22 protein-coding genes and 1 pseudogene are annotated in these 24,924 nt (G+C 41.9%); 14 read left to right on the plus strand and 9 right to left on the minus strand.

Translation table 11 applies throughout. The annotated features are described in order from the left end of the window. The first annotated feature begins 268 nt into the window (after window positions 1-268). The 13 genes and pseudogenes from SWP_RS20760 (at window position 269) to SWP_RS20830 (ending at window position 16,125) form a co-directional block, all read left to right on the plus strand. Window positions 269-502, plus strand: a complete 234-nt coding sequence (locus tag SWP_RS20760; RefSeq protein ID WP_020914629.1) for a hypothetical protein — start codon at window positions 269-271, stop codon at window positions 500-502. Beyond that, the gene (locus SWP_RS20765) at window positions 503-796 is read left to right on the plus strand and encodes a hypothetical protein (RefSeq protein WP_020914630.1); all 294 of its coding nucleotides are present in this window, start codon (window positions 503-505) and stop codon (window positions 794-796) included. 131 nt (window positions 797-927) lie between these two features. After that, window positions 928-1,506 (plus strand): nucleoside triphosphate pyrophosphohydrolase family protein, encoded by a 579-nt coding sequence (locus SWP_RS20770; protein ID WP_020914631.1) that lies wholly within the window; start codon window positions 928-930, stop codon window positions 1,504-1,506. Between the two features lie 891 nt (window positions 1,507-2,397). Beyond that, window positions 2,398-3,219 carry a glutamate racemase gene (locus tag SWP_RS20780; protein ID WP_020914632.1) on the plus strand — a complete coding sequence of 274 codons (822 nt, stop codon included), beginning with the start codon at window positions 2,398-2,400 and terminating at the stop codon, window positions 3,217-3,219. 783 nt (window positions 3,220-4,002) lie between these two features. Then, complete coding sequence (locus SWP_RS20790; protein WP_020914634.1) at window positions 4,003-5,280, plus strand: ATP-grasp domain-containing protein; 1,278 nt, start codon at window positions 4,003-4,005, stop codon at window positions 5,278-5,280. Between the two features lie 115 nt (window positions 5,281-5,395). Next, window positions 5,396-6,589, plus strand: coding sequence for an ATP-grasp domain-containing protein (locus SWP_RS20795; protein WP_044556153.1), 1,194 nt, complete (start codon window positions 5,396-5,398; stop codon window positions 6,587-6,589). A gap of 17 nt (window positions 6,590-6,606) precedes the next feature. Further along, the gene (locus tag SWP_RS23115; RefSeq protein WP_020914637.1) at window positions 6,607-7,842 is read left to right on the plus strand and encodes an ATP-grasp domain-containing protein; all 1,236 of its coding nucleotides are present in this window, start codon (window positions 6,607-6,609) and stop codon (window positions 7,840-7,842) included. A 4-nt stretch (window positions 7,843-7,846) separates the two neighbouring features. Further along, window positions 7,847-9,055: an MFS transporter gene (locus SWP_RS20805; RefSeq protein WP_044556154.1), complete on the plus strand. Its 1,209-nt coding sequence runs from the start codon at window positions 7,847-7,849 to the stop codon at window positions 9,053-9,055. Continuing rightward, on the plus strand, window positions 9,045-10,565 hold the full coding sequence (locus SWP_RS20810; RefSeq protein ID WP_020914641.1) for an FAD/NAD(P)-binding protein: 1,521 nt from the start codon (window positions 9,045-9,047) through the stop codon (window positions 10,563-10,565). Before SWP_RS20805 ends, SWP_RS20810 begins: the two co-directional genes overlap by 11 nt. Window positions 10,566-10,650: 85 nt before the next feature. Next, window positions 10,651-11,280 (plus strand): HlyD family secretion protein, encoded by a 630-nt coding sequence (locus SWP_RS20815; protein ID WP_044556155.1) that lies wholly within the window; start codon window positions 10,651-10,653, stop codon window positions 11,278-11,280. Then, window positions 11,255-14,350: an efflux RND transporter permease subunit gene (locus SWP_RS20820; protein ID WP_020914643.1), complete on the plus strand. Its 3,096-nt coding sequence runs from the start codon at window positions 11,255-11,257 to the stop codon at window positions 14,348-14,350. Before SWP_RS20815 ends, SWP_RS20820 begins: the two co-directional genes overlap by 26 nt. A gap of 163 nt (window positions 14,351-14,513) precedes the next feature. Beyond that, window positions 14,514-14,863 (plus strand): annotated as a pseudogene (locus SWP_RS20825) (LexA family protein); the annotation flags it as partial. Between the two features lie 5 nt (window positions 14,864-14,868). Next, window positions 14,869-16,125: a Y-family DNA polymerase gene (locus tag SWP_RS20830; protein WP_020914646.1), complete on the plus strand. Its 1,257-nt coding sequence runs from the start codon at window positions 14,869-14,871 to the stop codon at window positions 16,123-16,125. Window positions 16,126-16,250: 125 nt separating this feature from the next. Here SWP_RS20830 and SWP_RS20835 read toward each other — a convergent pair whose 3' ends face one another. The 8 genes from SWP_RS20835 to SWP_RS20870 all read right to left on the minus strand — a co-directional run bounded on the left by SWP_RS20835 (window position 16,251) and on the right by SWP_RS20870 (window position 23,177). Next, the gene (locus tag SWP_RS20835; protein ID WP_020914648.1) at window positions 16,251-16,655 is read right to left on the minus strand and encodes a hypothetical protein; all 405 of its coding nucleotides are present in this window, start codon (window positions 16,653-16,655) and stop codon (window positions 16,251-16,253) included. 87 nt (window positions 16,656-16,742) lie between these two features. Then, entirely contained in the window at window positions 16,743-16,976 is a 234-nt protein-coding gene (locus tag SWP_RS20840) for a hypothetical protein (protein ID WP_044556156.1), read from the minus strand. A 45-nt stretch (window positions 16,977-17,021) separates the two neighbouring features. Continuing rightward, a complete protein-coding gene (locus SWP_RS20845) occupies window positions 17,022-17,912 on the minus strand; it encodes a hypothetical protein (RefSeq protein ID WP_020914649.1) in 891 nt (296 codons plus the stop codon). Between the two features lie 231 nt (window positions 17,913-18,143). After that, window positions 18,144-18,608 carry a hypothetical protein gene (locus SWP_RS20850; RefSeq protein ID WP_020914650.1) on the minus strand — a complete coding sequence of 155 codons (465 nt, stop codon included), beginning with the start codon at window positions 18,606-18,608 and terminating at the stop codon, window positions 18,144-18,146. A 635-nt stretch (window positions 18,609-19,243) separates the two neighbouring features. Then, on the minus strand, window positions 19,244-19,765 hold the full coding sequence (locus SWP_RS20855) for a jacalin family lectin (RefSeq protein ID WP_143711218.1): 522 nt from the start codon (window positions 19,763-19,765) through the stop codon (window positions 19,244-19,246). 75 nt (window positions 19,766-19,840) lie between these two features. Next, window positions 19,841-20,302, minus strand: a complete 462-nt coding sequence (locus SWP_RS20860) for a metal-dependent hydrolase (RefSeq protein WP_266197973.1) — start codon at window positions 20,300-20,302, stop codon at window positions 19,841-19,843. 73 nt (window positions 20,303-20,375) lie between these two features. Beyond that, window positions 20,376-20,870 carry a hypothetical protein gene (locus SWP_RS20865; protein ID WP_020914653.1) on the minus strand — a complete coding sequence of 165 codons (495 nt, stop codon included), beginning with the start codon at window positions 20,868-20,870 and terminating at the stop codon, window positions 20,376-20,378. A 1,257-nt stretch (window positions 20,871-22,127) separates the two neighbouring features. Further along, the gene (locus SWP_RS20870; RefSeq protein ID WP_020914656.1) at window positions 22,128-23,177 is read right to left on the minus strand and encodes a hypothetical protein; all 1,050 of its coding nucleotides are present in this window, start codon (window positions 23,175-23,177) and stop codon (window positions 22,128-22,130) included. 193 nt (window positions 23,178-23,370) lie between these two features. Between SWP_RS20870 and SWP_RS20875 the strand changes: the two genes are divergently transcribed. Beyond that, complete coding sequence (locus SWP_RS20875; RefSeq protein ID WP_020914657.1) at window positions 23,371-24,288, plus strand: alpha/beta hydrolase; 918 nt, start codon at window positions 23,371-23,373, stop codon at window positions 24,286-24,288. On the opposite strand, the gene SWP_RS20880 is transcribed toward SWP_RS20875, so the two are convergent. Beyond that, window positions 24,285-24,821, minus strand: a complete 537-nt coding sequence (locus SWP_RS20880) for a hypothetical protein (RefSeq protein ID WP_020914658.1) — start codon at window positions 24,819-24,821, stop codon at window positions 24,285-24,287. The two genes, SWP_RS20875 and SWP_RS20880, sit on opposite strands and share 4 nt — an antisense overlap. Window positions 24,822-24,924: the final 103 nt, after the last annotated feature.

Below are 24,924 nucleotides of genomic sequence, written 5' to 3' on the forward strand. Positions count from 1 at the left end.
AGCGTCCAGCCAACTAGCTTCAGCCCCCCTTTCAGTAACACCTACATCCACTACAGAACAGACTAACCATTCAACCTAGTCACTCCATGACAGCTTATTATGCAAAAAATATAGTTTTTAAGGCTGACAGACATATTTGCAAAATAATTTTTAGAAACAGAAAAAAGTGGCTCAAGTTGGAAATTTTTCTAACAAAGCTGCATCTTCTTTCATTGTGTGAATAATTATTTTATGGTGAGCAGCATCATTCAGTAAAAGTACTGTCGCAATGCAAGTGTTTAATATCAGTCGCCTTACGACCGAAAAAGGTATCTTTAGGATCGCTGGGCAATTAGCTGTGAAGATGCCGAATGAAACAGCTCAACCGCCAATTATCATCACCTCATTAGAGATAATGAGCACCGATGGCTGGCTAGCATTAGATATCAGCGCAGATTCGCTGCAGCCGCTACTCAATGAACTGATCTCTCTGGTTGTTGAGCACTTAAAAATAGAGAACTAAATGATTGCAAAAGCACATGACAACTTCTTAGTCAGCAGCATGGAGCACCGCACTACAGCAACATGTCTGCTTGTTGCAATTTTATTGGTTATGCCAGCCTTAACGGGATGCAGTGTGCAACAAACTCAATCCGTTGCAGAACCTTTCATTACAGGTGCAGACAGAGCACGCGAAGCGAGAGAAGAGCAAGATGCACACAATATTAATGGTCAGCAAAGCACCAATAAAGATGTTGAAGTGGGTATTTTAACCACTATCATGGCGTTTCTATTTTCAGGCCTTAGCGAGGATTAGCTTGCTAATTCCAAGCCTTAACATAACAACATAGCCTTGAGTCAGCAGACTCATTGAGCAAGCTTTCATTTTTAAGCTCATTTCTTTACTATGGCGTCAATTTTTGAATATTAGCGCCAAGGGCAATACCAATGAAACTATCCGCTTTAGATCAACCACTCTACGACCACCTTTACCGTGATATTAGAGAGTTTCGGGCAACCTTTGATTTGCCGATTGAAGATGAATCAACACTGGATGATAAAGCCGATACTCTGCACACCTCCCTTGCTATCGAGGAGCTCACCGAGCTTGCTGAAGCCGACAGCCGAGTGGAACAAGCTGACGCTATTGTCGACTCCGTTTATGTATTAATGGGCCGTTTAGTGCACTTAGGTGCAACTCAACTGACCGACCGTGTTGAGATAAGCTACGTGATTGACCTGCTGTTACATGTGGCTAAAAACCGTGAAATCGATTTTGTGACTTGCTGGGATGAAGTGCACTCAAGCAACATGAGCAAAGTGTGTCGCAACGAGCAAGAGCTGGCAGAGACAGTTGCTTTTTACGCTGAGCAAGGCGTAGAGATTGTTGGTAGCACAAAAGGTGATTTCATTATCGCTAAGTGCGCTAAGGATGTTGATATGGCCGGTAAGATTGTTCGCCAAGGTAAGGTGCTTAAGTCGGTGTACTATCGTCCAGCGGATTTAGATAAGCTCGTTAAAGCTTAATTGGGTTGCTTCGTTAAAGTTAGGGTGTACTAGGTTATACCCTAACTTGTTTACTTTTGACTATTGCTTAGTTAATCCTGTCTGCGCTATCTGCACTTTGCCTCTTTCAAGTTCCTTGAAACTACTTCTAATACTGGAAAGTTGCCTCATTTTTGTACCTATATGGGTTAGCCTTCGAATGAAGACTAATTACATTTTGACTGGTGTTACCAAGCAACCTAATTGAACTAGTGGCCTCGTGAATATTAATTGCCTCCCGCAGGGTATGTGCAGACACTGCTAAAGCACGCTTCAAGTACGTCCCTGTATGCTCAACGAAAACATCAGACCTCCATGGACGGAGGGAATGCCAAATTATGTATGGAACAGAATTGGCCATGTTTTCGACGGCTTCAGCCGTATCTACACTGGTTAACTGGTGTTTCAATTTGTCCTCTTGCGGTTTGATGCTTAACGCGGAAATGCACCAATCCTCGTTACACTGATGAAGCTTCCCTTTCATTTTCATTAAAAGAAAAGTCGTGGTGCTTCGCCCAATGAATCAGAATGATTGTTCTGGTTAAACTCTAAGACTGTGGCCAATATTTCTTGACCACTACACTTCGACCACAAAGCTAATACCTTAATCAACTAGGTCGCCTGTTCTAAATTTACCACCAATAAGTTACTTTTATTGGTATAACTACTTGTTTCTAATTTAATAGTAGTTAAACTCTTTGGCCATGACATGCATGCCAAAGAGTTATGTCTTTCGTTAATGCCACTTTTAGCGCCCTTGAAAAGGGCGCTCTCGCTTAAGTTTAAGAATGAAAGAATCGTTAAGCCTGATACGTTGCCTATTATCAGCGTGTTGTTATTCTAAACAGCGCTTCAATTTTTAAGGTCATATACATGCAAAAAGCCATTGCCATATTTGATGCCGGTATAGGTAGTTATTCAATCACCGAAAAGCTAAGAAAAGCTTTTCCTAAAGCCGATCTTGTTTATTTGGCAGATCGTGCGTCTTTTCCTTATGGTCACAAAACCCAGCCTGAGTTGTTATCCCTCATCTATAGTGCAATGAATTTTTTACAGGATAACTATTCACCACAATTGATAGTATTGGCATCGAACGTGCCCTCTGTTACAGTGTTGGAACAGGTCAGAGAATTGATTGACGTGCCAATTATTGGTGTTTATCCTCCTGTCAAAAAAGCCCTTGATATTTCAACTTCTTCACTAGTTGGCGTACTGGGTGTTAAATCTTTGGTTTGTAGTGAACAAATGACTCGTTATATTGAGAATAATGTCATTAAAGGTCAGCAAGCGAAGAGTTTTGATGCATCTGAATTGGTCCATTTAGTGGAGTCTGGTGAATTTTTATTTAACCAAGAAAAAACAAAAGAAACAGTAAAGCGGTATATTGATACCCTGTTGGTTCAATATCCGACAATGGACACTTTCACCCTTTCTAGTACCCATTTACCCTGGCTTTGGGATTACTTTACGACCTTATATCCAACACTTAATTTCCTTGACCCTGCAGACGATGTGGTTGCTGGTATTAGGTCTGTGGTTGACGGCTCTGGTGATATACTCGGTCTGGTGTCCACATCAGAAAAAAGCCAATTTAGTGTTGAAGATTTCAAAAAAATGCTTGATAAATTGAACATTAATATCCCTATTGAACAAGTTGATATTCCTCAAGAAAGTAGACTATCAAGATCGTTCTAACCTAGTTCTATATAAAAATATTTTTAGTGGATTACCTGTTATTGTAAATAAGCAGAACCGTTGCCTAGAGATATTTAACAGAACTCTTATTCAATGTGGCATCCAGCGCTAATGCAGCTGATTTTCAAATCTTATTGACTTGGCATCTGTTTTCAGTTGTCCAATCGACAGTCTATTGACGGGCGAGAAGTATTTACCATCAACTGAAATTACTTGGTCTTAGAGTTGTCGCCCAGTTACCTGTATTCATGTACTAAATGCTTGATATAACGCCTTTAGGGTGACCTTACTTATGAGCCAACAATGGTGTAATGAAACAGGAATCCCTGTGCTGGAGTCACCGTATTTTTTTAATCTGTTTCAAATAGCATGAGCCTAACCCCTAAATATCCTCCTAATGACCCCGCGGTTAAAAAACGGATCAGCAACTTAAGTGGCCAGTCTGCTCGCTTCAATAAGTTAGTAAAAGAAAAGGGGCTCAAGGTTTGGCCTCTGAATAAAGAACATAAAGTCATCACGGCATTAGATGTTGAAATATTTTCAGCTAAGTGGTTAAATTTTTTGATCTCGCTCTAGATTAAAAGCGTTGGAGCAATGAACCACTGCTTCTATGTTTCTTAGTTTTTTATACTCCTTACCTGGTAATATGTAAATTTTTCATTTTACTTATAACGTCATTTCCACTAATTTTCTTCCGCCTTAATTATATATCCAGAATATAGAGTGCTTAACGACTCATCATTGCCGTTAAAAATGGAAAATTATTTGCTATCAGGGAAGAGTATGAAAAATGTAATTTTATTGGGTGTGAGAAATTTTGATTTTTTTAGTGAGTGCATACTCGCATCTATCAATAAATTGGTTGTTTGTGTTGACAAAAATACCCTGCCTGACCAAATTAAACAGTCTTCGACTATCATTGAAGTCCCGCAACATTACAATTGTGAAGCATTGACTTACGAAATGTGTGCTGAAGAAATTTATCAAGCTATTCGTTTGGTTTGTGGTACAGAGCGAATCGATGCCGTTTTCTGCAACCAAGAATCTAATCTTGTTACGGCAAAAACATTGCGAAAAATGCTTAATGCGCAAGAGCCGCTAAATATCGATATGCCACTTTTTCGCAACAAAATCTTAATGAAGGAAAAAGTCGATCAAGCACTATTACGGGTACCTCACTTTGTTAATGGCACCGACTTTTCCACTCCCGATATGGACCATCAGTCACTTTCTGATAAAATCGGCACTCCATACATAGTAAAACCTTGCTCATCTGTTGGTAGTCGAGGCATTTTCAAAATTGAAAATCAAGCTGGTTTTGATCTCTTTATGGCGCAAACAGCTGATGACGGTTGTGTTTATCAGGCTGAAGAATTCATTGATGGCATCTTATACCACTGCGATATGGTGATCCAGAATGGTAAGTTCCTATTCCAGTATGCCTGTCGTTACAGTTGCCCTAATGCCGAATTCCAAGATGGTAAAATATTGGGTTCATTTTTAGTTGACCCTGCCACTGAACTAGCGACTCGATTGAATGATTTCTCAGCAAAATGTATCACAGCTTTAGGAAAGCCCAACGGTTGTTTTCATATGGAAGTTTTTGCGAAAACCGACGGCGAGTTAGTTTTCCTTGAAGTTGCCGCTCGCTCACCTGGTCTGAGTATCGTGCCTATTTACCAAAACTGGCTTGGATTCAATCTGTATGATATCGAGTTGACAGTGCAAATGGGAAATAATGCTCAGCATTTGCTCGAACCTGCACAAAACTTCAAACCCATACCTTTCTTCTATGCCGTACTCCCCAAAAGAGACGGTAAAATCAAACAACTCCATCACCCGAAAATAAGTAGTGACTTCGATATACAATGGTATGTCGATGCCGATCAGGAGTTGGCTAATACCTCCAGTAATCTGGATTTCGCCGGTAAAGTACTGGTGACAAACCCTTGTCCGAAAGCCCTTGAGGTGGATTTTGATTATATCTGTCAGCAATATACGCCGATCAGTTATGACAACACTCAAGCGGTAATCTCATTAAATCGCCCCAAAATTAATTAGGTTAAGTGACCCCTCAAGGGGTTTTGCTCGCGACCTAACACAATGAAGAACCTGAATAGATGGTGCTTATTTTTAACAATAAGTGCTAGCGCTCTATTGGTACCAATGGATTATTATGACACAGAGAAAGCACGTTTTGCTCATTGGAGCAAAAGATCACACAACGGCGCGAATTAACCAGCTGGGACAAGATTATTCACTGATCCAACTGGAATATCTGGCCACGGATAGACAACAAGCATCGGCCAGCCACTATGTCGAACTACCAATTACCCAAGCTGAAATGGTACAACCGGACATCATACAAAAGGTCATGGCGCTGGCGATTGAAATCCACCGAAAACGACCGATTGATGCGGTAGTGACTTTTTTAGAGTTTACACAGGAAGTCACTCACGAAATAGCCCAAATATTGTCGATACCGTCCAACATTGGAGGCACTGCACTGGCATTGACCCGTTGCAAATTGGCGATGAGAGCAGCCATTGCAAAGGCTGGCATCAGCACCGTGTTATACAGTGAAATTTCATCGCTAGAACAGTTATATGAATTTTGCCAAAAACAGTCATTGCCCATCATCCTCAAACCCAGTAGAGGAGCAGCCAGTGCCGGGGTGTGTTTGATTGAAACCGAAGATCAAATTGCCGATGCTTATGATCATGCAGCCCAATACTCTAGTGACCCATTAATTGCAGAAACCTATATCGACAGTCAAAATGAGATCAGCGTAGAAACAATTTCTCGTTCTGGCGAACATCAAATAGTTGCGATCACGCAAAAACAAGTGCAAGGCCCTCCATTTTTTGTCGAAGAAGGACATTGTCAACCAGCTAATTTGCCCATACAGCTGTCTGATGAGATCTATGCCTTGGTTTTACGTTTATTGACCCTGATAGAGCACCAAACTGGGCCTGCTCACACCGAAATCAAAATTTGGAATGGTCGGCCCTATATCATCGAGTCGCAAATTCGCATCGGCGGAGACCAAATTTGGGAGCTAACTGAGATCACTACAGGCATCAGTCAGATCAAAGAAACAATCATTCATTTGTTATCATTGCCCTCCGCTCCTCCAACAACCAGAAGCCCGGCAGCTGCAATTCGATTTATTATGCCTGACACCCACAACCTCAGACGGCCGCAAGTGGTCGGAATCAGTGAACCATCAATTATCCGTATCTCATTAGAACCAGATTCACAATGGAAAGCGGCGAGTCGAGCGACCCATTCAGGACAAAGGTTAGGCTATATCATGGCCAAAGGAGAGACTGTAGAGCAGGTTAACTCCGTGATAAATAACGTAATATAATGACTTAGAGGTAATTTATGATGAAAAGAGTATTATTGATAGGTGCTTGTCGCCCCGGACACAAAGCCCTGTTTGAGTTAGGTTATGAAATAGTTTGGTTGATGAAAAAAAGCAGTGCATTTGCGGTTGATCTGACCCTGCCCTACCAATCCATTTACTATTATAGTGACATGTCGACTCAAAACATTGTTGATATAGTCGTTGCATTGCACAATTGTCGTGCCTTTGATGGTATCTGCACCTATCACGATGATATTCAACATTTGGCAATCGCGATAAGTGAAGCGATTGATGTTCAATATGGCGTCGATAGCCGCCTTGCTGAATTGGCCCATGATAAATATCAAACACGCCAAGTGTTACAAGCAGCCAATATCGAACAAGTAGAGTGTCATCTGGCACAAGACGAAAAGAGTTTTGACCGGTATATAAACCAGATGACGTTTCCTGCCATTGTAAAACCCTATGCTGGAACGGGTAGCAGTGGGATCTCAATCCTCTATTATCCACATCAGGCAGCTGAAGCTCTGACGAGGCTTAAAGCCTGTGGAGATGATTTTCCAGTGCTCATCGAAGGATATTTACAAGGTCGAGAATTCAGTGTAGAAGCCATTTCAGAAAATGGTCAGCACCGAATTGTAGCCGTTACAGAAAAGTTCATTGACCACAAAACCTTCGTTGAAATGGGGCATGTTGTGCCTGCCCGTATTACCGACAGTGAGCATCAATCCATTGATGATTATGTCAGCCGGGTATTAACCGCACTGGAAGTGATCCAAGGATTAACCCATACCGAGGTTATTTTGACGGCCAAGGGGCCTCAAATTATCGAAACCCACACTCGAGCAGGTGGTGACCGAATTACCGATTTAGTCAAATTTTCAACTCATGTTGATTTGTATCAACTCTATGCCAAACAAGCCACAGGCACAAAAATAATGCCACTGTTGCCCGATACTATCGTCGCTGAACAGGCCTCTGCCGTATGGTTTCTGTGTGCCAACCTAGATGACAACGCATCATTGCAATCGATTGAAAACGTCGAAGAAGTTAGAGGGATTAAGTACGTAAGAGAAGTTAAACTGATGAAAGAGCCCGGTAGTAGAATGGGGTCGTTCAAGGACAGTTTCAGTCGTGCGGCAATGATTGTGGCTGTCGGTCGAGACAGTGACGAAGCGTTGGCCAACGCGCAAAGAGCCGCAGCTATGTTGACACTTAAGTTAACGTGGTCACAACCCGTTATAGAGCACTAACATCATGTTAAAACTAGTTATCAGTGAATTTTTTACCAATGTCGCCAAAGGGTTGTTTACCTTGGCATTGGGGATGATGTTGTACGAATTGACCGACAGTGTATTGGCCTTTGCACTGGCATTTACCAGCGAATTTGTGTTTTCGTTGTTATTGCAAGGCTTTTCAGGCAGCTTTGTTGACCGCTATTCGCCTAAACGCGTTTTGGTCATCAATGCAGCATTAATTTCAGCCGTCTTTTTGGCGGTCGTAGGCCTAACATGGTCTCAGGTATCGTTACCTGCTGGGCTGCTATTTGGGTTGGCACTAGTGATCAATTTTTGTCGTCCCTTCTTTCGTGCTGCGACGTTTGCCATCGTACCAGAGGTTGTGAGTAGTGACCAATATGAAAAAATCAACAGCTATATCTCGATAGCTCTTCAAGTAGGCCAGATAGTCGGAATGGTGTTGGCTGGTGTATTGCTTGAGCTTGCTAGTATGCATGCGGTGATCACCTGTGTTGGCGGCTGTTACTTGTTGTCATTGGTAGGTTATTGGCAATTGAAACCTAAAGGACTAGACAAAACCTCAAATCAAGTGGCTAAAGCCAGTTGGAAAACCGTTTTTGATTTCATCAAAAAGAGCCCTTTTGTGATGGGGGTTTACATCATAGGGGCACTTGATTTTGCTTTTATTGGCCTCTTTAACCTCATGTTGGCTCCTGTCGTCAGACGAAATTATGATTCGGCTGAAAGGTGGTTAACCATATTGGACATGAGTTTTGCTGCTGGTGCGATATTGGCTGGTTTTTATATAGTCAAACGTAAGCAGAAATTGGGTATACGCCTAGATATGACAGTGCTTTCAATTATGGCGGCAGGATTAACCTTTGTTGCGTTTTGGCTGCAGTTTCCTGACATCGTAGTTATCACACTGATTGCACTATTTGGCGGTTTTTTAACGATGTCGACCGTTGTGTGGAGTACTACGTTACAGCAAATATCACCACCTCAAATTAAAGGGAGGCTCGCTTCTATAAAGCTGGTGTGTAATTCATTTTTTATTACAGTTAGCACTTTGGGCGCTTCAGCACTCAATAGAAACGGTTTCGAGGCCTCATTGGGCTTTTCAGTTGTTTGTGCCTGTATAGCCATGGTAATAGCAGTAGGCGTTTATACCATGGCACAAAATTCTTTCGGTTTTAGAAATTATAAGTTGAGTCAGGATGTCAGTTAATATTTGTATCATAGGAGCTGGGCTGGCCAGTACAGCAATACTAGTGAACTTGATCAAAGCGGTTGAACAACAAAAGTTGGGTCACGTATCGATCGATGTATTTGAAAAGTCTAGTCGTTTTGGACCTGGTTTGGCTTATCGTTATGAATCAAACATGCTGTTGCTTAACCGGACGACTCGCAGGATGTTTGTCACAGAAAAAGGCGATTTTTTAGCATGGATAAATCAACAACAATTTGTTGAGTTAGATTACCCTATTGATGATACATATTTGCCCAGACATTATTTTGGAAAATTTTTAAGCTGGCTTTTTCAACATTCGAAAGTCCGAGCAAAGCAACTAAATTGTGACGTCAATCTTTTGAATAGCACCGTAACAGACATGAGACGTGAAGGTCAAAAGATGTGCTTGTTGTCCTGCGAAGGTGATTACTTCGAATACGATCACATTTTTTCGTGTGTTGGCAACGATACCAAGGCTGATCCATATGATCTTATAGGCACTTCCGGATATTACTCGAATCCTTATCCTGCTAACCAATTTAACGCCCTTAAAAAAGGGGTGAAAGTGGCATTAATCGGCACTCGATTGACGGCGGTTGACTTGGCTATCCAAATCAGCGAAATGCAACCTGACGCCGAAATAACCATGCTTTCTCGCAATAGTGGTTTACCCTCCAAAGCAGGTTTGGCCTTCCATATCATAGAGTTGACCTATTTCAATGAACAAAACATTGCCAAACTGGCCCAGCCTGGCGAGCCAATATCACTCAAAGCGGTGGCTCGTTTACTTAATCAAGACTTGCAGGCAGCGGGTATCAAACTGGGGATCTTTGGATTATTCAATGGTGCTAGAAATCAAGTGTTTGATGGCGATGAAGAGCAAGTTCGTAACATGAGAGAAGTATTGTTAGCAGCCAGCGAGTCGATTTCTTTTGTCTGGAAACGCCTATCAGAAGCAGACCGAAACCTGTTCTTCAAGCGATATGCTGAAGCTTGGGTATTACTCCGGTTAACAATGCCTGGTAGTAGCGACGGCAGGATCAGGCAATTGATCCAAACTGGCAAACTGGAAGTATCCTCTGGGCTAAAAGACATCAACCATGATGTCGAAAAAGGCTACCGGGTTGGATATCAAAATGGCCAAGAGAGTTGGTTTGATGTGGTGATTAACTGTACTGGTATAAAACGTCATTGTGACAAATTGAGCCAGTCACTGATCCACTCAATGGTTGATCAAGGGTTATGTACTATTCATCCCTTCGGTGGCGTGCGCATTGATCCAAAAACCAATTTTTCGATATCGGCAGACAGCAAGATTAATCCAAATTTATCGATTATTGGACAACTGTCAGTGGGTGAATACTTCATGGTCAACAGTGTTGATGTGTTGTTACTGCAATCTCATATTGTGGTCAATGCTTTTATCGCCAAAACCAACAGTGCCAAGGTTTACAACCAACCTTCAGTGTTTGTCCAAACATTTGACGAAGCGCTTTTGACCGGTTAGACCCATTTTAATCAAACTCATGAAAAAGCAAGCCTGTAGCAAGGCTCGCTTTTGCATTTTCAATTTTTACAGAGTGATTTTAACCATGTTAAAAAGAGTTTTACTGCTACTGACCATCTTGCTTAGCTGTTTTATAGTCACAGTAATGGCAAAAAGCAGCATTGAAAAACCGGTCAGTTTTATCGCCGTTAGTGGTTATAAGAAGCATCATTTGTTGGTCGCCAAATTTGATGGAATTGTCAATAAAATGAACATTCATGCCGGGCAAGTGATTGACGGTACACAACTCATGTTCAGTATTTTCCCATTGGATCCGACGTTGACGGTTCAGCAAGAATTTACCCTGTCACATAATACCCTAGTCGCCAAAACCTATGTTAGACAAGGCGATAAAGTGGCTCGTTACCAAAAGATTGCCAAACTGGCTAACAAGCTAGATTTATTCATGGTAGGCCATATTCATCGCCAAGATACTGCACCTTTGTTTATTGGTAAACCAGTGACAGTCTCCTTGGATCCTGACGGCACCCCCTTTGCCATCAAGGGAAAAGTGATTGCTTTTGAGCATAGTGAAAGTGGACCGAACATTGGAGTTCGTGTCGAGATTGACTTTGATATTACCAACTGTCTTAAAGATAGTCGCTGTGTCAATTTCCTTAAACCTGGCGTATTAGCAAAAGTATCGATTGATGCTGGCGCTAAAACAACGCTTTAAATCACAGAGTATTGTCGTCATGGGTTCATTGATTACCACCAGACCAGTTTTCATCATTTATCTTTTTTTATTGTTGGCGGTGATGGGAACTGGAATTGCCACTCAATTACCGATCTCAATTTATCCACCCATCGATAAACCAACCATTCGGGTGACCCAGAATTTTAGCCAGGATAGTCACGACTTTTACATTAATTACGGCCAAAAAATCGAACGTTCCTTTCGCACTATCGAAAATGTTGAAGACGTTGAAGCAACCTACACACGAGGAAAAGCGGTTTTTTTCGTCAATTTTTCTTGGAACGCTAATTCACAATCCGCCAAACGGGATGTCGAAACCATTGCGTCATTTTATCAAGCGCAATTACCGAAATACCTACCCGCAACCCGGGTCGACTTTTTTGACCCAGCATCTGAAAATTATGTTGCCTTTAAATCGACCCAATTAGACACAGCAGCCCTGAGCAGCCTGATTAAAAATGCTCTTATCCCCAAACTTGAAGGCATTGAAGGCGTGGGGGCGGCTTGGGTTTCAGACGCATCATCCCAGCAAGTTTTAATTAAATTAAAACCCTATGCCATGATGAAGTACGGGGTCTCGCTTGCTACTGTGATCAACACGTTAACTTTCAATGAAGTCGATATTGACTTAGGTAGGCTAAAAAGTGAAGACACCGGTGACATCGGTATCAACTTCAAACTCGGTTATACCTCGGTGGCAGAAATTAGCGCCATTGAACTAAAATCAATAGCTGGTAACAAACTGTTGATTAAAGATATCGCCGACGTCAGATTAGAGAAAAAAGACGCTGACCGTTTTTTCTATTTTAATGATGAAGAGGTAATAGCCGTTGCTATTTGGCCTGAACCTGGTGCCAATATGTATGAAGTATCACGTCAATTTATTGAATTGACTCAAAGCTTTTCCAGGGAGAGCTCCGATATTTTGGTCATCAACAACCCTAAACAGTTTATTGAAGAAGCAATTATCAATATCTTGCTCGCCATCGCATTAGGTATGGCCATAGCGGCTGTAGTGGTATTGTGTTTCTACAGAAAACTATCCAGTGTTTTATTCATCTGTATCTCAATGCCGCTGTGTTTGGTGATCTCAATATTGGTCATGAGAGTATTGGGCGTCGGTATTAATTTATTATCTCTTGGTGCAATGAGTATCTCCATTGGTATGGTAGTAGATAGCTCTATTCTGGTCATCGACAGCTTGGTCTACCAGCAACAACAGAATAAAGGAAAAATAGACCTGTTACGACTGATCCAGTCAATGACAAATGAAATTAGGCCTTCCATCATTACATCGACTTTAACCTCTATTGTGGTCTTTTTACCGCTTGCTTTTACTGAGCCTTTGACCGCTACACTATTAAAAGATTTAGCATTGGTCACGGTCTCAATCTTGGTCACATCATTATTTGTCAGCTTATTTTTTATTCCAGCGTTATTTTTGGTGCTCAAACCCCAAGCACAATCCAAACTATCAGGTCAGTCCAACAACGGCATCAGCGTTTATTTCTTACGTCTCATCAATGTCATTCCAACGGCTAAGTGGGTGTTTCCTTTTGTTATCTTGTCGGCTTGCATTTACACGGTTGTTGAACTTATACCTAAAATTGACCTCGAAGTGGTCGCCCAGCCCAAAGCGCAAATCATTGACGTGCATGTGCTATTTAATGCTACTGGTTTAGCGCCTGATCGGAAAATGGCGATTATTCGCCCTCTACGGCAGGAAATAGAACAATTAGCAGCCGACAAACTCAAATTCATTTACATTGACGTTCGCAAAAATGATGCCTATCTATCGCTGCACGTTAAAAACTACGACGACAATGCGCAGTTACTCAAAGCATTGTCCAGCATAGATGAAAAACTATTTAATGCCGAACTAAGCTATGAACCCTGGATAACATCATCATTGAAAATCAAAGACTACCCTGCCAGAGAGTTACTATTCACCTCTGCAAGCGACAGTCAAAACCGCACGCTACTCATACGGGCTAAAGCTATTGTAAAAGCGTCGCAAAATATCAATAGAGTTAAAATTAAGCCTAGTGACAGGCAAGTCGATGAAGTAAATCTGAATCTAAAATCAACCACCGTTGACAGCTTGCTAGATGACCGAGGTTTTGCTCGAGAGCTTGACCAACTGACCCTTTACGTCAAACATGCAGTTGCGCCACAAAAGCTGACCGACATAACAACGGAACAAGGAGATTTTCCTGTATACCTGAGTGTCTCAGAACAGTCTACAAAAGCATTTGATATCTTGGACACACCGTATGAGATCAATGGTCACAAAGCTTTTATCGGCGATTTGGTTACGTTATCGGCTACCCGCAGCTGGCGAGAATTCTATTCGGTCAACACCAGACCTACTTTCAGTTTGCAACTATGGAGTAATCCTGGAGTAACTGAAGCACAAATAGACCAATTAGTTGCCCTGTTGAGGGCTGAATTAGGAGATAACTCCTTTGCAGAAACCAACCCTAGTACAGAAATGGTTAAAGGTCTGGAATCCATAGTTACGGCGTTCATATTTTCAATCGTGTCTGTATTTCTAGTGGTCTTATACCACTTTAAAACGGTTGCTCGCTCATTGGCCGTGATGTCCGTTGTATTGTTTGGCATCACTGGTAGCGTAGTTTCTCTTTACGTATTTGAAAGTACTTTGTCACTAAACTCCATGTTGGGTATGTTGATTTTAGTCGGGTTATCCGTTAATAACTCAATATTAATACTCGATTTTTACCAAAAGAACCAGGCGCCAGGTAAAAATTCGATCAACGTCATAGGCCAAAGTATCAGTCGACGGTTTCGTTCACTGTTAGTGACAAATTTGACTACATTTGCAGGGATGTTACCGCTCGCTGTCGGTTTTGGCCCTGGTCAAGATATATTAAAACCGCTCGGTATAAGTGTTAGTGGCGGCCTACTCATCGCCACAGGATTAACCATTATTGTCTTTCCAGTGATATTACTTTGGTTTAAGCCCTTGCATAGCGCAAAAATTAGTACACCGATTTCGCCATCAGCTTTAATTGGATCTACACGTTAGTGATGGGGTTAACCCACTCATAGCTATGAGTTAAATTTAGTTCTGACAATAATAATTTGACTTAGAGTTAAAGTATTTATATATAGGTTCAAGCGCTATTTTGCGTGTTTTTCTAGTCCTAAATAGGTTAACGGCTTTTATTAAACCCGTTGCTACTCCCTAAAGCCCTGCAGCTGACTATTGTCAGCTGCCTTTAAGCCTTGGTTGTTCACCCTAGCGCTCTTTATCGGGCAAGCCCAAGCCTATTCAATGCAGGGCGTTGGGATCTTTGATGGCGACATTCTTATCGTCGATCGCCATGAATAAATGCGTAATGGCGACGTGATAGTCGCTAACCTTAACGGCGAGTTTGTTTGCAAGATTATTGATACCCGATCACGACTGCTACTCTCGTCTAATGAACGGCATCAACCGGTACCTATCCATGAATATGACGAGTTCTCAATTGAAGGCGTAGTGATCCGTTCTGTTCGCTGTCACCGCGCTAGCCCATTGTTAGCCGCTAACGGTTAATCGTTATGTTTGCCCTAGTCGATGCCAATTCCTTTTACTGCAGTGCCGAGCAAGTATTTCGTCCTGATTGGCGTGGTAAGCCGGTTATTGTACTGTCGAATAACGACGGCTGTGTGGTAGCGGCCAATCGCCAAGCAAAGGCAGCTGGTGTACCTAAGTTTGTGCCCTATTTTCAAATCAAAGATCTTTGCCAAAAGAAAGGCGTTATCGCGCTTTCATCCAACTATGAACTTTATGGTGATCTCTCCGCTAAGATGATGCAGATCATCGGCCGTTTTTCGCCTGAGCAGCACATTTACTCGATAGATGAATCCTTCTTGTCTTTTGCGCATTGCTACCCTGCAATCCCATGTTTAGAAGCACAAGGCCAACGAATAAGGCGAGCGGTGTGGAAAGAAGCACGCTTACCGGTTTGTGTGGGTATTGGTGCCACGTTAACGCTATCAAAAGTAGCAAACCACGCCGCTAAAAAGCTCGCTGGCTATAACGGGGTTTGTGTTCTTGATAATGAATCGAAGCGACTGGCAGTACTGCATCAACTAGAGGCCGGTGACGTTTGGGGCATTGGTCGGAAGATCACTAAAAAGCTAGCACTGATGAATATCCATAGCGCGTTAGATCTTGCCAATATGCCAGCAGGTTTAGCGCGTAAGCAATTTAGCATCGAGGTCGAACGTACTGTTCGTGAGCTAAACGGCCAAGTCTGTAAGCAATGGGATGAAGCGCGTGCAGATAAAAAGCAGATCTTCTCGACGCGTAGTGTCGGTGAGCGAATAACGGATATCGAGGCTCTGCAGCAAGCACTGTGCAAGCATGCCGCTATTGCCGCTACTAAAGCGCGCCAGCAGGGTTCAAGCTGTAAGAGTATGCTAGTTTTTGCTTCAAACTCCCCTTATGACGAAAGGCCGCAAAGCTTTAAAACCGTGGTGCATTTTCCCTACCCAACTGACAGTACGATTGAGTTAAGCGCTGCGGTGTCTAAAGTGATCCCTAAGCTATTCCGTCCTGGTGTGCGGTACTACAAAGTCGGTGTGGGGTTGATTGATTTGGCCAGTACCACTAACGCCCAGTTAGATCTGTTTAGTGGCAGTACCTCTAACCCCAAACTTATGCTTACTTACGATGATATTAATCAGCGTTATGGCACCGATACGCTATTTTTAGCCGCACAAGGCGCAGAGCAAAAGTGGTCGATGCGAAGGGATTTACTGACAAAGCAGTACACAACCAAATGGGGGTGTGTACCGCAGATCAGGTGTTGAAGCTGTAACGTAGATTTGGATAAAAATATGTTTAGTTTGTAGACTCTGATTTTATGGCCCACAGTATGATTAATATTCTTAGCCTAGCGATGACAGTTGTTATTGAGTTTTCATCAGTGGCTGCATTACACATTAATATTAAGCGCCTTAATTAAATATTCTTTTGATACGTCTTCAGGATTTCGGTTAGATTCAGTAATCATGTTGACTGAATCATATCCTAATGACCTTTCTCGATGAAAGGTTTCATTAACAAGCATTTCTTTCCAATGGTATAAAAGTCCACCTCCTATTTTGTCCTCATAGTAAATTAAAAAGTCTGTAAGTTTAAATTCATTGACTAAGACACTTAACTCTTCCTTACAATGGTTTTCAATAACTCCTAGGACAAAAGCAATATACTGTAAGTGCTGCTTTTCAGTAAAACGACTTGAGTACAGCTCTATTACAGGACGGCACGCCAACATTTGTCTATCTACTAACCCTGCTACTAAAGGGTATGCATTTTTGTAAGCATCATCTTTATTCATTTCCCTTCCTAAAGATAGTAAGCAACAACTCAGTATAGGAGACAACCGCAAAATTTTTAATTGGCTCTAAGAGGTAGGATTACAATATTAAATTTTTGATTGTGTAACTTTATCAAGATTCAACAAGTGCTTCTGAAGCTGTTCTACAGCTATATGTTCCGATTCATGTAGCCGTGCTAGCGGCTCTTTAAGCTCTGAATGGGTCAGTAACCAGTAGCTCCCCAGCTTGGTTACACGATAGCCGCTAGGTTCTAACCCCATTGCACACAGGTTCATACAAATAGAGTTGTTGATAATGGTACAAAGTTGATTACAGCTCATATAAGTAATACCCCTAGTTATGTATATCAATTGTTATACATTTATCTAGTCTTCTTGATTTCTATAAACTGGCGTTTCTGTCTGCCATAGCTCATGTTCACAGACTGGGCAGGTATTAGTGGCGTTTGTCTTTGGATAATCTATACGGCATGTATAGCAGCGGTATACCGTTTTAGTTCCTGCTGTTGTAATCATGTTCGCTGTATTTTCTTGGTATTTTTTTGCCCGCCGTTTAACGGTATCGCTGTAATACTGGTTGTCACTGTTCAGCAGTTCGTTTTTCTTGGCTTCTTGCTGTAGATGCTCTCGTTTGCAGGCATTAAGGCAAGCGTCCTGGTTTACATGCCAGTACCAACTTTTAATCTCTGATTGCTCTGCTATTAATGAGTCTAAAAACTTCTTGCTGTTTAATACCTGACTTTTTTGCTTTATATGCTCAATGTGAGTGATGTCTAGTTGCACTATACCTTTGATATTGCCGCTGGCTTGCGGCATGCTGCTTCGGCGGGGGTGATAGCTAATGAAGATCCCTAGCTGATAGTTATCTTTGCTAATCACTGCATCGAACCCAGCCTGCTCTATTGCAATGCTCTGGTACGTTAAGGTTTGGGCCTGCGTGACGTCTAACAGTTTTTTAGTGTACGGATCTTTAATACTGTGATCAGGTAAAGCTATCGCTGTAGCAGCGGCTAACAGTTGTTTTAGCATTAACCTCATCGCGACATGCAGCGAAAAATCGCAATCTATATAGTCTTTATGATCTTTAAATGCGGGGTCGTGAGCGAAGTGATCTTCTCTGTCTTCTGTGCAGTGTCTGGCGATTAAGGGAATATTGCAGGATGGACAAACACAGGCACAAGCTTTGCCACGAGGGACTTCGCTGATATCGACAAGTGTCTCTGTACCGGCTTTGAATGCAAAAGGGATGAGTGCCACAGTATCAAGTGCTGTTTTTATGAGCTGTTAAAGCATGCTAGCCTAACTTACTTTGTGTTTTCAATGGTTTTTAGTGGTAGCTGAGTTTTTAGCAGGTTGGGTATTTAGGAGCTGACTTTCAGCATTGGGCCTGTATAGGTGTGTTTTGATACATAATAGCAGGCCATCGTTAAATTTGGCCTGCTACAGATCCATTGCTAGCTATTCCTTTAGTGGTTTAACTAAGCCAAGTTACCAGCGTATAATTAGCGTTGGGTCATCGATTGACCCATGCAAGTTAACAATAGAAAAGTCTGTTTTTATCTCCTTTGAACTAGTACCTGTATTTGTTCTATCTGGACTTTCTGTAAATACAATCGCGCTGCTTTTCGCACCTCTATACCCCGTCGGCCTGACGAGTACTTTATTGTCGAAATAAATATCTTTCCTTGCCGAATTAAAGTTAAACCAGTTCTGTTCAGCTAATGAATATTTTCCGCGATATCTACTGTTCATTGAAAACTCTATTGAACTGTATGGATTTACACCACTTACAGTGATAATCGTACCATGAGTGCTCACATTTGAAACTGCCACTTTGCAACCACTTGCTCTAATGTCAATATATGAGTTTAAGGCTTGAATTCTGTCTTCCGTTACAGAAATAGCACCCTCCGTTTCAATATCTTCAGGTTTAATGTTAACTTGGTCATTCATAATATAGTCCTTTAAGTATCAATGAAGTCAATTCGCGAATGCTTTGTCCAACGAGCTATTCAGTGGTTGTTTGATTCGCGCATATTGTCACTTTACATTTGAGTTAGTTAAATGAAATGCTGACGAGTATAATTATATTACAGATTAGTTTTTTATCCTTCTGAATACATTCTTACTTAAGTTACTGTTTCACAACCACTAAAAATACCTTTGATTATGTTACGTTATCAAGCGGGAGATAACGAAAGATAGGAACCTGTAGAGTAAAAAACTACGCCTTGAGCGAAACCTCGTTCAGGATTAGAAACACAGAATTTGACTGATGCACACTGATTATAAGTTAGGTTTTTATTAACAAATATTTTTAAATTATTGGCTAGAGTATCAACTTTGTCATTCTGCCTTTCATAAAAATTCCAAGTACCGGTGTAGCTTTTATCCGTATTAATTTGTTGGTTATCTGATATTTCTAAATCCTTTTAAAGTTTAATGAAATCAGTTTTGCTTGAGGAGGGTAAGCCCTAATGATTACTTTAAGAGAAGCAATGCTTAATGATCTTCTGGTAATATTCCATCAAGCAGCGGAAGGAAGTTGGAGGCTATTTTCTCCAACTTCCTTGCTGAATTAAGCCTATTTAATCATCCTTAATATCACTGGTTCTAAAGTTGCCAGTAAAGCCGACTGTACGTATCGAACCACCATCATAGCTGCCTGAAATACCATAGAGCTGCCCTTCTGGGTGCGCGATACTAAACGTGCTATTAGTCGCACCTTCTGAAAATTCGCGGCCATAGTAACCAGAGTTCTTGCCATCTTTAGTGGTGAACTTAATACCATTTAATGCAGTATCTTGGCCTCCTCCTGGGGGCGCATATACACAAATCACTTCGTTAATAAAATCGCCTTTATCAAGGGCAAAAGTATTGATGTTGGAAGCGAATGTCACCCCTTCTGGCATTCTTCCAGGCTGTCCATCACCAATCATTTCTGACCAGTCAGTTTCTGTGCTGTTGTTACTCCATTTAAGTTGTAAGCCTGTGATGTGAGTAAAGCCATTACTGGTTGTGTACCAGTGCACTCTGACTTTACTAATTTTTACAGCGTTACTGATTTGTAGAGAAGGCGTCAGCACCTTACAAATTGTTTTAGTCATCATAATCTCCATTTAATATTGACTGGTTGTGGGTAAAACTCGGTTGCTTCTCGCCTGAAACTGGCGAATATACTCTTACTATAAAATCCTAAATCTGTTCTGTTTCCACTCGTATGCATCGATAACGCCGTTGCCGTAGTAGCCAGCCCAATCGTAGAAGAACGGCATAAAGCCGGTATCACCAATCAGCTTCATCAGCATGATGCACAGCACCACTACCACAAAGCTAATGCCGTATTCCACTGGGTCGCCGGTTCTAAAACGTCCACCAAACAAATGAAAGCGCCGATCGCTGTAGGGGGTAAATGGCACGCCAGATACCGTCATTGCATCGGTGAGAATGTGCGAGAAGCCGCCCCAGGCAAACGCGGCGGCTATGCCATGGAAATCGAACAGGAAGGTGGTTGCTAATGCTGCGGCTAGCCAGTGGGTTAGGATATGGGTAACACCGCGGTGTTTTATGTGGCGGCCAGTAAGCTTTACTAGCCACTCCATCCAGTCTGGTGCTGTAGCACCAATAACCACCGGCGCAACATGAATCGGTAATTGTTCTTAGCCTCTCCTCCCTGATAAACGACAAAACGATTGCATTTAGTCTAGTACTTGACTTATATCACTCGTTGCGCAAGGTCCTACTTATACCAGCTTCCAGCGCTAATTTTCGTGCCGGTTCGGAGCTCGTTAGTTGCTTAAATTGATACCAAGCATTATACTGGTTTTCAGTGTTATCGACATATAGAGAAACACCTTCTGGCTGAGTTACAACGCCCTTATCAAAGTTGTTAGCTTTACACTCTGCTGCTGTTCGTCCAGTACACGCCCAATAACTCCCTCGGGGAGCTTTAACCGTCAAAGTGAAAGGAGACAGCTCAGCCAATTCAGTTGCTACTGATTCGTCCTGCTGTAAATTAATTCGATTATGATAATTTCCAATTAATAGTAATAATCTTTCATATGGAGATGTTGAAACTTTCAGTATATTACTTGATAAAACCTCTGCTTTACTTTTCCCAGAAAGGTTTTCCATTAATACATCGATCAACACTATATCGATTTTACTGGGAAGTTTTTGATGAAGAGTTTTCAATTTATTGATCAAAGTAAGCATCGCTGAACTATAACGACCATCCTGCCACTTAGGAGAGCAAGCAGGGTGCTCTAAAAATGCCTCCAGAGTTATTTTCTCGTCAACATATTAGTTTAAAGCTTGCCGCAACGATATAAGTAGCTCAAGCATCACCGCAATTTTACCCGGATTATCAATGATGGTATGCCTCACCATATAGCTTAGGTACTTCAACTGTCCCGTGTACTTCGCTCAACATAATAAAATGATGCTGACTCAGCAGTTCCAAACCAACCACTTCATCACATTACACATCCTGAGCGGCATAGCTATAGCTATGATAATAGCAACATAAAGATAATAATATTTTTCATAAAACTCCTTTTTTATAGCCTCAAAATGCAAAGATTATAATGGATGTTAAGAACGAAAAGCATGACGTACCTATTCACATTAAGAAATCAAGAATTAAGTATTTGAAATAAAATGACTTAAATAAAGGAAGGCGACATTAGTTAGGTTTGTACGATAAAGGCTAACAAATGTAGTTTGCTAGCCTTTAAGTAAACGACTATTTAAGACTTCAACAGTCTATTGAGTGATTAGACAGCGCGGTCATCTGGTGTGCAATCTGGATAAGTGTAATCTGAATAAATTTCATGTAAAAACCATGCATTTCCTAACCACAACGCGGCTTTAGCCTCTTTAGGTAAACTACTTCCAGCCCAATAACGGGCTTGGTCTTTAGTCAATTACTTAATTGTAAACAAGCCATGATTGACCTACAAAATACGCCCATCCCCCATTGAAGTTGCCGAAGTACGTTAAAGAAATAGCCGTAATGCCCACACGGTCTTTCTCATGCATCCATGCACTTCAAGACATTCAGGCATCCTGCCTATCAGAGTTGGGCATAGCTTTCGCGGGACAGGCCGTTCTTTGGCATCTGCCCCATATGGATATGGGAATGTCTATATGAAGTCGGGAACATCATTGACCACGCCATCACGGCATTCGTAAATCCATTTACATCAGATGTCCCATCGGAAGCGTTAGGTTATTTCGAATAAGTACAAGGGAGACAACTTCGTCTGGGGCGCAGAAGGTTTGTTAAGGGGGACAAGCGCTATCCCCCTTGGCTCGGGTGTGGGCGAAGCGCCACGACCTTACATCAAACGAAGTTTGAGTGATTTGGCTTTTAGATGCAGAAGTGCTTTAAGCACCAACAAACTTTTGTCCAAAACTGAGCTAGAAAAAACAATTACCATAAACAGATAAAAGCCATTTACCAGCTCACTCTCAGCCCGCTTTGGCCACTTCAATCGTTGAGGGCTCTGTGTCCTGCGAGCGCAATAATCCAAGCTCAGCGGCTAAGCCTTGTGGGTCACTGACGACTAATTTAAGTTCCTCTATCTGCTCGGGCAATTGGCCGAGTGCACCAAAGTATGTCTGTGGTTGGCTGAATTTAAGCTGTAAATTAGCGCTTGCTCCACGGCCGATGCAGAGTAACTCTGAGTCTTGAGTTTGTTTGTGCCACTCGCCAACTTCGACCTCTGCGATATCATCTATATCGATAGCCAAAAAGCCCCACATGCTGTTGTTAATGATCAGTTTGTCCTGTTGGATATAAACGGAGTAGTGGCGTGAAACTCGGTAGTTTGCGGTAATAAAAATAACCCCGTAAGCAATAATACTGGAGATGATAATCGCCACTAACTCACTCCACTGCGCCAGTAGAAAATACACCACAGTGGCCGACCCCACCGTTGCTAACAGCATTAATAACCATGCCCAAGGCTTGCCTGATAACAGCGCTATTGAATGATCACTTTCGACATGATTGCGGGTAAACCAAGGGATGGCGTAGTACCAACTAGCAGGCTCTGACGCCAACACCAATGCTAAAGAGCGCTTCTTGTCATCTTCGTTTTGATACTTTTCAACAATATGAACTCTAGGGTCGCCTTTCAAGCTCCGCGCTTGCCAAAGCCCTTTGACAATACTTACCATCAAGTACAGCTCAATGATGAGCAATATGGCAATAATCGGGTACCTAAACCACATAATAAATTCAAAATAACTGGCAATTTCGGCAGGAAAACTTAGCCTAGCCATCAAGCCACTTAGACTAAAAATGAGCAATAACTTCCAAGCTTTTTGCTGGCCTGCTTTGATTATCCACAACCAATAAAAAAAAGGTAAAACCACAAAGTAGAGACCTGTTACAGCAGCTAGTTTTATCTCATCAATATCAGTTAATAACGTGTCTGGAAGAGTGTTAAAACCTAACACATAGCTGATAATGGCCAGTGCTAAAAAGCTTATCCTGAACTTTACGCTGCGCCGCATATTAGCTCCCTGCGATTATTATGATTATTGTTACTATTTAACGCTTCACTTAACGTACGCATATATCACGCTAATTGAAAGTTAAGCCCGCAGACAACCCCATGCTTAAGTGTAAACTAATGTTAGTACTACCAAATCCGATGTATTGTGCGTATGTTTAGCCGTTCACCGTCATTTTTCAGGAAGCAGTCTTTTGCTTAAGTTACTCTCCCGCTCAGGTTCTTTATTGGCTCTCATTAGTTTGCTAATGCTATCCGCATTAACAAGCGCCAACGCTGACGATAATCCCCCGTTCACTATTCCTCGAACCCAAACCGTGGCGCTGCAAGATAGCGATAGAAGCTATGAGCTCTATATTAAGCTACCTAAAGGCTATAGCGCAGAGCGCAACAAGGCTAAACGTTACCCGGTTATTTACATCACCGACGCTATGTATGCTTTTCAGATTGTCTCAGGTGCGACTCGCTTTCCAATGAACTCGAATAAAATGCAGCAGGCGATATTAGTTGGGATCTCATGGCAACATGGCCTTCGAAGCGACAAGAGCCGAGTGCGAGATTTTACCCCAAGCATTGATAACAGTTGGAAAAAACAGACCGGTGGTGCTGATAGGCACATTGCCTTTCTACAGCAAGAAATATTGCCCTATATGCAACAGCATTTCAGAACCGAGCCTAAACAACGCACTTTTGTTGGCAACTCTTTAGGGGGGCTGTTAGGCGGTTATATTCTTCTTAAAAAGCCTGAGTTGTTTCGTAACTATGTGCTCGGCAGCCCATCCTTTTGGTGGCATAAACAGATGATATTTGAGCTAATGAAGCAGCAAAAAAAGACCTTGAGTAATATAAAAGCCAACGTATTTATTGGTATAGGTTCGCTAGAACATAATCGCGATGGCGGCTTTTCAAACTTTGATATGGTCGCTAATGCGCAGCAATTTAAAGCAGCGCTCGACAGCATTAATAGCCAAAAAAATACGACGAAAGGCATTAATAGCAAATTACAGGTTATCGACGAGGCCAGCCATGAAACGGCTTTTCCGACGAGTGCCATACAGGGGCTTTATTGGTTGTTTAACTTTAGCAATGGCGTCAGTGAAAAGGTTATTTAGACTGCTTCAGTGCCAAGCTGTTCAATGCGTAGAATACATGGGGTTCTAATCTTAACGGTATCGTTATTATGTTCGATTTCATGTTCATACCAATGTATGTATAAACGTAGCTGGGCATTGTCATCGAACTCATTGCTGTTATAAAAACTGCGATAGCAGCGCGTATGTTCAAGATAACCAGCGTGGTACAACTTTAATATGCGCCCGCCAATATGGATCTCTCGAAAATCGACACCATGAGCAGAATTATGGGGGAAATGATAACGTCCGTAACGATAACTACCATCGAGTACCTCGATGTTCTGCCCTTTAGTTAACAACGAACTTAACTGTAGTGCATCGACACGGCTTGTAAGACACACGCCACTAACGACAACGCAGCTCAATACCGCTGCGGTCCAACGTAAAGCCCCTTGAGGCTTAAACAAACATACGCAAACCCAAATAACCAAGATTAGAATAGCGACCATCAATAGTGCTAATTCATAGTCGGCCCATTGGCTCGAATCGAAACTCGTTACCCAATTCGACATACGCTCTCCTCCATGCAAACAATTCCTTTTGTTTGTCGCCATAGTCTCGATGAGGTAACGTTTTAAGTGGATGCTAAAATGATGGCCAAATGGACTATGTAGG

It is taken from the genome of Shewanella piezotolerans WP3, assembly GCF_000014885.1.
Taxonomy (GTDB): domain Bacteria; phylum Pseudomonadota; class Gammaproteobacteria; order Enterobacterales; family Shewanellaceae; genus Shewanella; species Shewanella piezotolerans.

Excerpts from the sequence above, each read along its gene's own strand:
- SWP_RS20870 (WP_020914656.1), bottom strand. The coding sequence starts at position 23,177 with ATGCGGCGCAGCGTAAAGTTCAGGATAAGCTTTTTAGCACTGGCCATT.
- SWP_RS20880 (WP_020914658.1), bottom strand. The coding sequence starts at position 24,821 with ATGTCGAATTGGGTAACGAGTTTCGATTCGAGCCAATGGGCCGACTAT.
- SWP_RS20790 (WP_020914634.1), top strand. The coding sequence starts at position 4,003 with ATGAAAAATGTAATTTTATTGGGTGTGAGAAATTTTGATTTTTTTAGT.
- SWP_RS20815 (WP_044556155.1), top strand. The coding sequence starts at position 10,651 with ATGTTAAAAAGAGTTTTACTGCTACTGACCATCTTGCTTAGCTGTTTT.
- SWP_RS23115 (WP_020914637.1), top strand. The coding sequence starts at position 6,607 with ATGATGAAAAGAGTATTATTGATAGGTGCTTGTCGCCCCGGACACAAA.
- SWP_RS20850 (WP_020914650.1), bottom strand. The coding sequence starts at position 18,608 with ATGAATGACCAAGTTAACATTAAACCTGAAGATATTGAAACGGAGGGT.
- SWP_RS20760 (WP_020914629.1), top strand. The coding sequence starts at position 269 with ATGCAAGTGTTTAATATCAGTCGCCTTACGACCGAAAAAGGTATCTTT.
- SWP_RS20780 (WP_020914632.1), top strand. The coding sequence starts at position 2,398 with ATGCAAAAAGCCATTGCCATATTTGATGCCGGTATAGGTAGTTATTCA.
- SWP_RS20770 (WP_020914631.1), top strand. The coding sequence starts at position 928 with ATGAAACTATCCGCTTTAGATCAACCACTCTACGACCACCTTTACCGT.
- SWP_RS20805 (WP_044556154.1), top strand. The coding sequence starts at position 7,847 with ATGTTAAAACTAGTTATCAGTGAATTTTTTACCAATGTCGCCAAAGGG.
- SWP_RS20765 (WP_020914630.1), top strand. The coding sequence starts at position 503 with ATGATTGCAAAAGCACATGACAACTTCTTAGTCAGCAGCATGGAGCAC.
- SWP_RS20865 (WP_020914653.1), bottom strand. The coding sequence starts at position 20,870 with ATGCTTACTTTGATCAATAAATTGAAAACTCTTCATCAAAAACTTCCC.
- SWP_RS20810 (WP_020914641.1), top strand. The coding sequence starts at position 9,045 with ATGTCAGTTAATATTTGTATCATAGGAGCTGGGCTGGCCAGTACAGCA.
- SWP_RS20820 (WP_020914643.1), top strand. The coding sequence starts at position 11,255 with ATGCTGGCGCTAAAACAACGCTTTAAATCACAGAGTATTGTCGTCATG.
- SWP_RS20835 (WP_020914648.1), bottom strand. The coding sequence starts at position 16,655 with ATGAATAAAGATGATGCTTACAAAAATGCATACCCTTTAGTAGCAGGG.
- SWP_RS20830 (WP_020914646.1), top strand. The coding sequence starts at position 14,869 with ATGTTTGCCCTAGTCGATGCCAATTCCTTTTACTGCAGTGCCGAGCAA.
- SWP_RS20855 (WP_143711218.1), bottom strand. The coding sequence starts at position 19,765 with ATGATGACTAAAACAATTTGTAAGGTGCTGACGCCTTCTCTACAAATC.
- SWP_RS20795 (WP_044556153.1), top strand. The coding sequence starts at position 5,396 with ATGACACAGAGAAAGCACGTTTTGCTCATTGGAGCAAAAGATCACACA.
- SWP_RS20840 (WP_044556156.1), bottom strand. The coding sequence starts at position 16,976 with ATGAGCTGTAATCAACTTTGTACCATTATCAACAACTCTATTTGTATG.